8 protein-coding genes, 2 pseudogenes and 1 riboswitch are annotated in these 11,229 nt (G+C 47.1%); of the genes and pseudogenes, 1 reads left to right on the plus strand and 9 read right to left on the minus strand.

Going from position 1 to position 11,229, the window contains the following annotated elements:
• Nucleotides 1–75 precede the first annotated feature (75 nt).
• From KB559_RS18085 to KB559_RS18125, 9 genes and pseudogenes are all read right to left on the minus strand, one after another.
• A complete protein-coding gene (locus KB559_RS18085; protein WP_211023598.1) occupies nucleotides 76–777 on the minus strand; it encodes a hypothetical protein in 702 nt (233 codons plus the stop codon).
• Nucleotides 778–1,109: 332 nt separating this feature from the next.
• Nucleotides 1,110–1,553 (minus strand): GtrA family protein, encoded by a 444-nt coding sequence (locus KB559_RS25600; RefSeq protein WP_211023600.1) that lies wholly within the window; start codon nucleotides 1,551–1,553, stop codon nucleotides 1,110–1,112.
• Nucleotides 1,543–2,556 carry a glycosyltransferase family 2 protein gene (locus tag KB559_RS18095; protein ID WP_211023602.1) on the minus strand — a complete coding sequence of 338 codons (1,014 nt, stop codon included), beginning with the start codon at nucleotides 2,554–2,556 and terminating at the stop codon, nucleotides 1,543–1,545. Before KB559_RS18095 ends, KB559_RS25600 begins: the two co-directional genes overlap by 11 nt.
• Nucleotides 2,557–2,615: 59 nt before the next feature.
• On the minus strand, nucleotides 2,616–6,449 hold the full coding sequence (locus KB559_RS18100) for a glycosyltransferase family 39 protein (RefSeq protein WP_247681936.1): 3,834 nt from the start codon (nucleotides 6,447–6,449) through the stop codon (nucleotides 2,616–2,618).
• Nucleotides 6,379–6,624, minus strand: a complete 246-nt coding sequence (locus KB559_RS18105; protein ID WP_211023935.1) for a hypothetical protein — start codon at nucleotides 6,622–6,624, stop codon at nucleotides 6,379–6,381. Before KB559_RS18105 ends, KB559_RS18100 begins: the two co-directional genes overlap by 71 nt.
• Before the next feature lie 50 nt (nucleotides 6,625–6,674).
• Entirely contained in the window at nucleotides 6,675–8,075 is a 1,401-nt protein-coding gene (locus KB559_RS18110; RefSeq protein WP_211023604.1) for an NCS2 family permease, read from the minus strand.
• A 341-nt stretch (nucleotides 8,076–8,416) separates the two neighbouring features.
• Nucleotides 8,417–8,517: riboswitch (purine riboswitch) on the minus strand.
• 241 nt (nucleotides 8,518–8,758) lie between these two features.
• Nucleotides 8,759–9,034 (minus strand): SRPBCC family protein, encoded by a 276-nt coding sequence (locus KB559_RS18115; RefSeq protein ID WP_211023606.1) that lies wholly within the window; start codon nucleotides 9,032–9,034, stop codon nucleotides 8,759–8,761.
• A gap of 231 nt (nucleotides 9,035–9,265) precedes the next feature.
• Nucleotides 9,266–10,249 (minus strand): NERD domain-containing protein, encoded by a 984-nt coding sequence (locus tag KB559_RS18120; RefSeq protein ID WP_211023608.1) that lies wholly within the window; start codon nucleotides 10,247–10,249, stop codon nucleotides 9,266–9,268.
• Nucleotides 10,250–10,703: 454 nt separating this feature from the next.
• Nucleotides 10,704–11,005, minus strand: a pseudogene (locus KB559_RS18125) (glutamine amidotransferase-related protein); the annotation flags it as partial.
• A 29-nt stretch (nucleotides 11,006–11,034) separates the two neighbouring features.
• Here KB559_RS18125 and KB559_RS25225 point away from each other — a divergent pair.
• Nucleotides 11,035–11,218 (plus strand): annotated as a pseudogene (locus KB559_RS25225) (aspartate aminotransferase family protein); the annotation flags it as partial.
• Between the last annotated feature and the right edge of the window lie 11 nt (nucleotides 11,219–11,229).

Below are 11,229 nucleotides of genomic sequence, written 5' to 3' on the forward strand. Positions count from 1 at the left end.
GGGGAGACCCCAGTGGTGCGTCAGCAGTAGCCCGCGGACGGCGACGCGGTCCGAGCGGTCGTTAGTGGCTGTGAGTCAGGTGCTGTGGTTGGTTTCGGTAGTGGTGTAGGTGTTGGTGTCGGTGTCGGTGTTGGTGTCGGTGTCGGTGTCGGTGTCGGTGTCGGTGTCGGTGTCGGTGTCGGTGTCGGTGTCGGTGTCGGTGTCGGTGTCGGTGTCGGTGTTGGTGTCGGTGTCGGTGTCGGTGTCGGTGTCGGTGTCGGTGTCGGTGTTGGTGTTGGTGTCGGTGTTGGTGTTGGTGTTGGTGTTGGTGTTGGTGGGCAATCTGGAGTACGGGTTGGTTTTGGTGTCTTTGTTGGTTTTGGTGTCTTTGTCGGTTCTGGTGTTGGTGTTGGTGTCGGTGTCGGTGTTGGTTTCGGCGTCTTTGTTGGTTTCGGTGTCTTTGTCGGTTCTGGTGTTGGTGTTGGTGTTGGTGTCGGTGTCGGTGTTGGTTTCGGCGTCTTTGTTGGTTTCGGTGTCTTTGTCGGTTCTGGTGTTGGTGTCGGCGTTGGTGTTGGTGTCGGTGTCGGTGTTGGTGTTGGTGTTGGCTTCGGCGTCTTTGTTGGCTTTGGTGTCTTTGTCGGTTCTGGTGTTGGAGTCGGCGTTGGTGTCGGTGTTGGCTTCGGCGTCTTTGTTGGTTTCGGTGTCTTTGTCGGTTCTGGTGTTGGTGTCGGTGTCGGTGTCGGTGTCGGCTGCGGTGTTTTTGTTGGTTTTGGCGTAGGCGTTGGGGTCGGCGGACAATCCGGCGTTGGGGTCGGCTTTGGTGTCTTAGTAGGATACGGGTGATATCCTCCTAACGTGTTATACTCAGTCCCCCCCTGACTTTCCTCTTGTTCATCAGACGTAGCATTTACTGCATTGGCCGTTCCTAATACCAAGCCGGCAGCCAATGTTGCCGCAAGGGCGGTCCTTGCTCTCATTCTCATTCAGCCCACTCCCAATACAATTGATATACAGTTTCAAGAACCTATTTTCCTCTCTTATATTATTGGACTATAGCTTGCCTTATGCCTATCCGCGCTCTTAGCGGACCAACCAATCCAAAATTATATAAGCACTGCTGTTTTAATCAGCTATGGCTGCTCTCCCCCGGATAAATATCGAACCTGCTTGTAAACCCACAATCGGCTTCCCAAAAAATTCAGGACGAGCGTTATGCAGGTGACCCCCAGCTTGGCGATCAATACAGGTATCCCTATTGTTGAAACCAAAATTTTCAGCAATACTACAGAAACAACAAGAACGATTAAATTTAGCACAACAAACCGGACTAATCGCCTTGAGTCGAACAAGTGGCTTGTTCCTTTCGCGTGTTGATCACGAAAAGTATACCTTGTATTCAGTAAATAACTGTTTATCATTCCTGCCGAATAGGAGAGCGCTTGGGCCAAAGCATTCCCGATCCCCAATGCGGCGAATACTGCAAACAGGGCAACATCCACGGCTGTATTTGCTAACCCGACCAGATTAAACTTTAAAAATTGTAAAAAAGATGAACGGAGGCGCTTAACCGGCATATTCCTCAACCTGTTCCCTCAGTCTTTCTTCCGAATAAGGTGACTGCCTCCCCGAAACGGGATTGTCATCGTATTCAAAGCCTACTTTCTCGCGAACGATATACAAGGGACGATCCTTCGTCTCATCGTAAATCCGCCCAATGTACTCTCCCATCACGCCAAGGAGCATCAATACAATACCATTAAAGAACAGATTAATCGCTACAATGGAAGCCCAGCCTGGGACCATGCCAAGCTCCAGCCATTTTTGCAGCAGAACCACGAACAGGTACACGAAACTGGAAAAAGAGAGCACGAAACCAACGTAGGAAGCTATTTTCAACGGCTTATGGGAAAAGGATGTAATTCCGTCGGCTGCAAAACGCAGCATTTTCCGCAAAGGATATTTAGTAACGCCGGCAAATCGTTCTTCCCGAACGTATTCCACCCGGGTCTGGCGAAATCCGGCCCATCCGACGAGACCGCGGACAAAGCGGTTCTTTTCTTTCAATCCTTTTAGCACGTCGCACACTTTACGATCAATCAACCTGAAGTCGCCGGTATCCAAAGGAATATCAACCTGCGTCATTTTGCCGAGCAAACGGTAAAACATCTTGGCGGTCACTTTTTTAAATACGGTCTCGCCTTTGCGCTTCATTCTCTTTCCATAAACGACCTCGTAGCCTTCCCTCCATTTATCGAGCATCTCCAAAATAACTTCCGGCGGGTCCTGAAGGTCCGCATCTATGATCACGATCGATTGTCCGGCAGCATAGTCCATCCCTGCGCTGATAGCAATCTGATGGCCGAAGTTTCTGGAGAATTGGATTAACCGAACTTTGGGATCGCGCCGGCAAATGGCTTCCACAATTTCCGCAGTCCGGTCCACGCTTCCGTCATTCACAAAAATAAGCTCATAGTCCTCCTCCGAGCAGTCCATAACCCGCTTTAAGCGGTTATAAGTATGCTCAATGACTTCCTCCTCATTAAACATCGGAACGATCACGCTGCAGCCAATCGGCATAACTATTCCCCCTTCTCATCTAACAATTGAACGCAACAGGCAGCTTCGAGCTTTAAAGCCTAAAACAACCATGAAGGAAACCAACGCAGAACATGCTCAATATAATTCGAACTAACCTTGATGCCGGACAACACCGGGTAGAACATGGCGAACAACAGGATCGCCGCGGTCATGAACCCTATTCTGATATAGCTGAGATGGGTCCGCTTTTCTTCAATTAACTTCACGACGTATACGATGGCCAGGATCAGAAACGGTACCATGGCAAAATAATGGTATAAAAAGGTTTCCCGAGAAACGAGCATCCAGGGAACATACTGCGCCAGAAAGGCGATCCAAACGACATAGACGCCCCGGTCCTTTCGCTTAAGCGACAGCCATAGAGCGGCAATCAGCATGAACACGCCGACCCACCAGATCAACGGATTTCCCATCGCTACAATGCTAGACACAATTCCAGGTGAATCCCCTTCCCCACTGAAATACCAGACCGGCCGTTTCATAAAGGGCCATTCCCACCAGGAGGAGGCAAAAGGATGACTGCCCACTAGACCGCTATGATAACTGAACATATGCTGTTGAGCCTGAATCAGGCTGTGCCATGTGAACCCTTCCGATGAAGCCGAGAGCGGCGGAATAAAAGACAAAGCATAAATGAATGCCGGAATCATAACAAAAAATACGAGACAAGCTCCCAGCGTGATCAGAATGTTTTTTGAAAATGAGGTTACGATTCTCCGGTAAATCCGGAGGTGTTGGCCAAAATCATCCGAATCCGGATTCGCGGCTAAGGCTCGCTTGGCGGCCGCATATTCCCGGTAACGCATATACAACGATATTCCCAGCATCACCGCCAGGCCTGCCCCGCCATACAGTACGATCCATTTAGCGGCGACCCCGATTCCGAAGAACAGCCCCGCCCAGAATAGCGGAACCAACGTCTTGCCGATTCCGATTTTGTTGAAGTTCATACTGGTATAACGACTCATAAAGTAAAACATTAAAAGGATAAAGAATACGCCGAATACATCGATCGTGGCGATTCTGGTTTGGGTGAAATGCATGAACTCAGCCGCAAATAACACGGCGGACATCACCGCAAATTTCCGTTGGCCGAAGATACGAAGCGCAAAGGCATAAATCAACGGCAGCATAGCTGCTCCGAACAAGGTGCCGATGATGCGCCAGCCGAACGGATTTAATCCGAATACTTGAATGCCGACAGCGATGAGCAGCTTACCCAACGGAGGATGTGTGTTTTCGTAGGGAGGAAGTCCATGTAAGTATTCATAAGCGGTACGTGCATGGTAAATTTCATCAAAGTACGTGCCGTCATAAAAATCCGGCTTTATCTTCGCGGTTGACGGTTCATCAAACAGTCGGCCGATTTCCCCGTCCTCTAAAGTCGCGCCCGAAGGCTCATGGATCTGGCGGATAGGAATAGGAACCTGGCCTCCCGTCTCAAAAAATGCCATTTCATTTAGGGAGAAGCCTGCCTTTTCCACTGTAAACTTCGCATATCTGGTCTCAAAACCAAGCGGAAGGCTCTTCCACGCGAACACATCACTGACATCCCCGGTGACCTCCAGAGGTCGCTCCCATGTTATCCCATCCAATCCGAATTCCAGTTTGAAGTCTCCAGACCCGATGCCGCCAAAAAGATTCAGTCGCTCTACCCGCTTTACATCACCTAGGTCCACGTAAAAACTTTCGCCCGCTTGTGGCGTCCATCCGCTCTGCGGCGCCCTAAGCGACCCTAACTGAAATAAGGAGACAGCCAAGTACACAAGTGTGATTAAGCCAATCCATTTCCATTCCTTGATGCGACGGAGAAAAGTAAGGCCTTTACTACCGGTACCCCCATGGTCCGGGGGCAACGCCAGCTCCGCCAACAGGCTCTGATCCTCAAGCTGTCGATCCTCATCCGTTCGAGGCATAAGCGGTTTGATTCTCTTTTTAATGTAAATATCAAAACCGAGGTACAACATATATCCAAGCAGCGCCACATTCGCAATGGAGCAAATCAGCACGATTCCATCATTTCCGGGGCTGGACCCGGCATTTAAATATTTCAGAACATAGGCCGCGTTCACATATTGGGTCAAGCTAAATCCCGTAAAAAGCGCAAGCAATCGGCGATCCTTGATCTGAATAAAGCTGAACAGGCTTAATATTAAGGCCGGAAACATATAGCGCTCATGCATTTTCGTCCCCAACACGAACAGGATCACAATCAATGCCATGGCGATAAAATAGGAGCTGGAAAGATCACGTTTTGGCCCTTGTTTTCTAAAGGAGATATAACACACATAAGCAACCGCTGAGAGAATCGCCAGGAGTCCCCACACGCGGAACGTTAGAAATAACCAGCTGTTATCAAGCGGTGACCAGTTTTGTCCAAACAACGCATAAATATTGAAGGCATTCACGGACGCATAAGGATACGAAGAAAGAGTTGTGCGATAAAGAGCGATCAATCCGGAGAGCCCGCCTTGATTCCAGAAAAAAGGCAACGCCAATAAACCGAACACACAAATTCCGCACAAAATACTCCTTGAGATCCGCTTGGCATCCCGATAATACAAACAAGCAATCAACCATACCGGCGCAAAGATGACTGCTTGCGGTTTGATCAGCATCGCGATAGCCAGCCATACCGCAGACCATTCAAAGCGGCGCTCCGTCAATGCCAAGATGGAGATGAGAAGAAACAGGACGAAGAATGAATCGACTTGACCCCAAGCCGAGGAATTGACGAGGACGGCCGGGTTCCACAGATATAGAATAGACAGAGCGAGGGCGATTTTGCTTCCCAGTGTTTTGCCGGCAGCCCGGTAGATCAAATAACCTGTAACCAGATCCGCCAGAATGGACGGCATTTTAAAGAGCAATTCCGCCCCTGCCGATCCAAAATCCATTCCTAACACGCTGCGGATAGAACCTAGCACATACAGGACGTAAATATAACCCGGCGGATAATCCGCAAACATCCCTTCATTATAAAAATTGCCGATCCCGCTTTCCGCCGCATGGTTGGCCCATGCCATGAAGGTGTTCATATCGGTTTCAAATCCATCCACGGTCAAACCGATTCCGATCCGAAGCAGCAGCGACGCGCCTATCATAAATGCGAACCAAGCATGTTCCTGGCTCACCGCTTCCCCGAGCCGAGCTTGTTGGCGACGCAGTACTTTTTGATACAAAAAGACGAATAACAGACTGAACATTACGGAAAACAGCATGATAGGCAGTATCGATACGTGGACCGCCGCATTTCCCGTTTGATCTTGCGGCTCTGCCGCCGCTTCACCAGCATCCCCTTGCGGCGGATCGGTGGTCGGCGACTCCAGCAAGACCGGATTCACTCCTTCCGGCAGTGTTCCGGCTTCCCGAACGTCCAAATCATCGAAGTACGCTTTTCCCGTATTCAGTCGGCCGTATCCGCCAATGCCAGCGGCAACCGTGAGCTCTTGCTGCTCCGGTCCGGTTTTACCGTAAAATTGCAGCTTTTTCCACTGCCCCTCCGAATCCTTCAGATCCGGGAAAGCTCCGCCCACGCCCAGTGGAAAAATAGTCGCTCCGATCTCTCCACTGCCCATTTGCACGATTTGAACCCAGCCCGATATGACATAATCCGTCTCCGGCTTCACCGAAATTCGTTGTACCCATTTCGCGTGATTGGGCTGGATATTATCCACTACGGCGGCCGTATTTCCCGAATGGGCCGTATCCCGTACGATCCCCAATTGACTTGCACCCTCGGTCTGCACCCATGCATCCCGGCTCCAGTGATCCGGGGAATCCGAAACCGAATCCAAGTTCTCAAACCCTGCGTTTTGCAGCAAATTCCCTTCCTCTGCATGTAAAACTCCAGCCGGAAGAAAAGTCAGCATCCACATCATTATCGCGGCCATAACCGCCTTCGTAATCTTTAACACGACCCTTGCTCACCCCGGATTTCAATGCATTTATATATTTTAAAAATATATGCACCGGGACAAAGGTTATGCCGGAATCGCGCTCAAGGTTATATCCGCAGGCCGCCGCAATACAAAAAAAACCCGCCATCCGGTTGATCCGGTTTGGCGGGCTTCCTACATTATATTAATGTTGGTTTATTAGCCTTGGCTTCCAAGGAAGACGTAGCGGAGAACGATAAGGATGGCCAGCACCCACATCATCCAATGTACTTTATATTTTCCTTTTGTACGAAGGTTCGCAATCAATGCGAGCACGACATAGAACACAATCCCGAAAGAAATACCGTTAGCGATATTGTAAGTGAAAGGCATCATCGTAATCGTCAAGAAAGCCGGGATCGCCACAACCATGTCATGGAAGTCGATCTCACGAATCGATTGAAGCATCAGTACGCCTACAATAATCAGAGCAGCCGCGGTAGCGGAGCCAGGAATAAGCGCTGCGATTGGAGCCAGGAACAGAGCAAGCAGGAAGCAGACCCCTGTAGTTACTGCCGTCAAGCCGGTACGTCCGCCTTCGGCAACCCCTGCCGTACTTTCTACATAAGCGGTAGTGGTCGAGGTACCGAGCATAGCGCCGCCTGTTACGGCTACAGCGTCAACCAGCATCGCTTTACCAACGCGTTTTTTGCCTTCTACAGGATCCTTCATGAGCCCGGCGCGAGTCGCCGTACCTACCAGCGTACCGAAGGTGTCGAACAATTCAACGAAAGTAAAGGTAACGATGGCCGAAATAATGCCCGTATGGACAATGCCATTCCAGTCGAACTTCATAAAGTTAAGCTCGGAGAAATCAGGAATCCATTTAGCTTGGCTAGTCGATACCGAGTTGAAATCAACGGCACCCATCAGCATGGCAATAATCGTAGTTCCGAGAATCCCGAACAGAATAGCGCCGCGAACTTGAAGCACCATCAGAACGCCGATCAGGAGCAAGCCGATAATGGCGAGTTGCACGTCGGTGTTTTCCAGGCTGCCCAAGTGAATTACAGTTTCAAAAGAAAGAACGTCGGTAAATGTATGTGCCGGGATGTCATTGCCGGCTTCTACGCCGACCGTCATCAGGCCGCTGTTTTTCAAACCGACGATGGTAACGAATAGCCCGATCCCGACCGTAATCGCATGCTTCAGTGAATCCGGAATCGCGTCCAGAAGCATTTGGCGGACCTTGGTTATCGTCAACAGGATAAAGATCAAACCGGAAATGAATACGGCGGTCAAGCCCATTTCCCAAGTGAAAGGATGGTCCGTAGAAGCGGACGAAAGCACTACAGAGGCAAAATAAGCGTTCAGACCCATACCTGGTGCAAGTGCTACTGGGAAGTTAATAAAGAGACCCATGGCGATCGTGAAAATACCAGCGGCCAGAGCCGTCGCCAAGAAAACAGAATACCAGCCCATGTCGATCTGACCGAAAGCCGTCAGTGTGTTTGGGTTGACTGTAAGGATGTAAGCCATGGCCATAAACGTGGTGAGACCGGCCATAATCTCCGTACGAACCGTTGTACCATTCTGTTTTAACTTAAAAAAACGATCCATGATTCTAATACTCCTCCTTATTAGTTCGCGTTCAAAAAGTCGACTTTTCAGCGCCGAGAAGGTTGGATGAAGTCGCGAGTGAGTAGCGGAGCGTAGGCAAAACCTACGTGAGCAACGGAGCGATCGACTGAATTCAAGATTCGATGCCGAATTTACTTCCAGAGCTACTTCGCGATCAAAAGATGACTTTTTGAACAACATTACTTATGAGTCGGAAACGACAAAAATCCCGAGGTTAGATCATCCCCGGGTACCGTACAGCCAGAAGAAGCGCGAAGTAAAAACTCACGGACAGGTTCACTGATTCTGGAACTCTAAATCCGTCACCCTGATTATCGAAGGGTTTCGCTTCTTCTTTTCGTAGCCAGATCATTTACGGTGACCTCGTAGAGACTTCCGGGCCGATTCCCGGAATTATACGAAAAGCATTAAGTTGTAATTTGTCGAATCTTTCCGAAAGTCTTGGACTCAAGACCTATTACATGACTTATTCTAGGCTCGAACAGGCAGATTGTCAACTAAAAAAGCGAATATTATTTTATGTATTTGCTGGTATTGTTCGCATTTAGCGCATTTTTGAAATATATTGTTTAAATTCATGTTTAGTGTATTTGTTTTTCGCTGACAGGATTCGACAATTCAGATAGAAAACGGCTCGTTTTGGTGGAAGGCGCTGTATAAACTTAATTATTAAAACTTACGTTTATGATAGGGCTAATATAAGACTTCCCGTTCTTCTCTTGAATATCAAAGGAAATCATCGTACCAATCCATTCTGGATCTGAATCTATACACTGCCAAGCGACATTTTTATTAGGGATCAATTCCTCTATTCTCATCTTAGTTATATCATTGCTGCCAAATCGAAATTCATTAATAAAGCCAATCTGATTATCAACAACAAGTTCATTGGTCCATGTTTCCGACAGTCCTTCAGCGGTGGTTAAAGCTTCATACACCTTCGATGCTGGAACATGTACGGTTTACAAGTGCTCGATATTTGCCATGTCTTACTCCTTTCTAACTGCAATAATTTATATTTGATGCTTATGATAACATAGGATGCATATAATGGTATATTTTGGTTTTTAAACAGTACGTTTAACTTAGCCTAATACAAAAGGACTGGGAACCCTAAGGTTCCCAGTCTCTATAAAATCTAATCCCAATTGATCGTATTCAGCGGTATTTTATTGCCCTTTAAAAATATTCAGAATTTCCTCACCATATTTCTCCACCTTCACTTTTCCAAAGCCCTTTACCTCTAATAGCTCTTCTTCTTTTCTCGGATACTTAGCTATCATATCCTCCATCTCAGCATTATTAAAGATGTAATATGCCTTGATGTTTTCTGCCCGTGAGGTCTGAAGCCTGTATGACGTCAGTTCTTCACGAAGCTGTTCATCGTCCTTTTTTTGGTACTCTCCATTTGATAACTGGTACTTGGCCTCTAAATCCATAGCTATAGGAGTATTCAATCTTACGAGTAAATTGGCAATGTCGAACATATCTTTCTCCGAAAGGTCGTACTGATTAGCTTTAACATTCTGGTATTTCTCTAAAGTAGCCTTGATTTGGTCATACTTTATAAGCGATTTCTCAATTTCTGCTGGACATTTGTACTTTTTAATTATCGTTTTGGGATTTGCCATTACTACGAGTGACAAGATAGGCATGTTATTGATCTTCAACTCTTTTGAAAGTACATGCTTTAGAATATCGACATGCCTTTTATTTTGCGTGATTGGGCTGTAAATTCCTTCTTTATACTCTTTACCAAAACGATTCTTCATTGTCCGTATAAAGTTACCGTCTTGATCAATAGAGATATTACCACTTAATTTTTTAGTTTCCAGAATACATATAAATTTACTGGAAATCACAACGAAATCCAACTGAGCTACGTAGTCCTCATATGAAACTCTTACATCATGTAAACAAAGAATCGGAAGGAATGAATTTTTCAGTTCAAAATAGACGTTGTTCTCGCCATCTAACCCATATTTAAGGAACTTTATGTCCCTTTCAATACTATCCTTTTTTTCACCATCAACAATTTTATTTAGCAGTTCGGTGAGAGCTGATAACTGATTATTATCTTTAGAGAAGTCCTTTACAAAGGTTGGACTTAGGACGGTACGCTTTTGACCAAATAATTTGTTAAAAATGGACATACAAATTCTCCTTGAATTTTGTTAGTCGATAAATCGTTATAGGAGTTACGACTTATTCAGTTGGTAAGATTATACCATACGACCCATAATATTGGATTGATATTTTCTTTTTATATGTATGTAATCTGTGGTGCTCATCCCTATCTCATTAGAAAAAAAGCATCCTAAGCGAAAAAAACACAAGTCTACTATGTACTACTATTAACTCATTAATTTTGGTCATACAACTCATTAATTTTTGGCCATAAAAACACTCCCTTCTATTTGCTAAATAACGCAGATAAAAGAGAGTAATTATTTCACTCTATTGTTGCAGGTGTACACAGGAATTCAATACCATCAACACGGAAACCTTTGTTTATCAAAGCTTCCAAGCGATTGGCAGATTATATTCCCGTCTATTCCCACTCGATCGTAGCTGGCGGTTTGGAAGTCATCGCGCGGATGCCGACGGTGTCTTCATTACGCTCTCGATCTCACCTTTACGAAGGGGCCGTGATCGATAAATATGCAGGTAATCTGATCGCCGATCGCTTTATGGATCAGCATCGCTACGACAGAAAAGTCCATGCCGCCGCTAAGCGTGCAGAGAACCTTTTGGTCGCCCACTTGCTCGCGGATTTCGCGAACCTGATCTTCAATAAACGTCTCCATGCTCCAGTTGCCTTCGCAACCGCAGATCTCGTAGATGAAGTTCTTGATCATTTCATTACCATGAACGGAGTGACGCACTTCCGGGTGGAATTGAACGCCGTACATTTTGCTCGCTGTATTGGCAAATCCGGCGATCGGCGCGTGCGTATATGAAGCGCAACAAAATCATTAAATTCGTCTGCTGCTATCACGGCCATTCCGACTCGTGCTGGTCGCCGCCGGCTCCTGCCCTTTCACGCTCGGGATTTAGGACAGCGCCCGACGAGCATCGCCCAAGGAGTCATTACCGTGCCGTTTAATGATGCTGATACGCTCGGCGATGCGCA

Origin of the sequence: Paenibacillus sp. Marseille-P2973 (assembly GCF_018101095.1) — a bacterium.
GTDB classification, from domain to species: Bacteria; Bacillota; Bacilli; order Paenibacillales; family Paenibacillaceae; genus Fontibacillus; species Fontibacillus vini.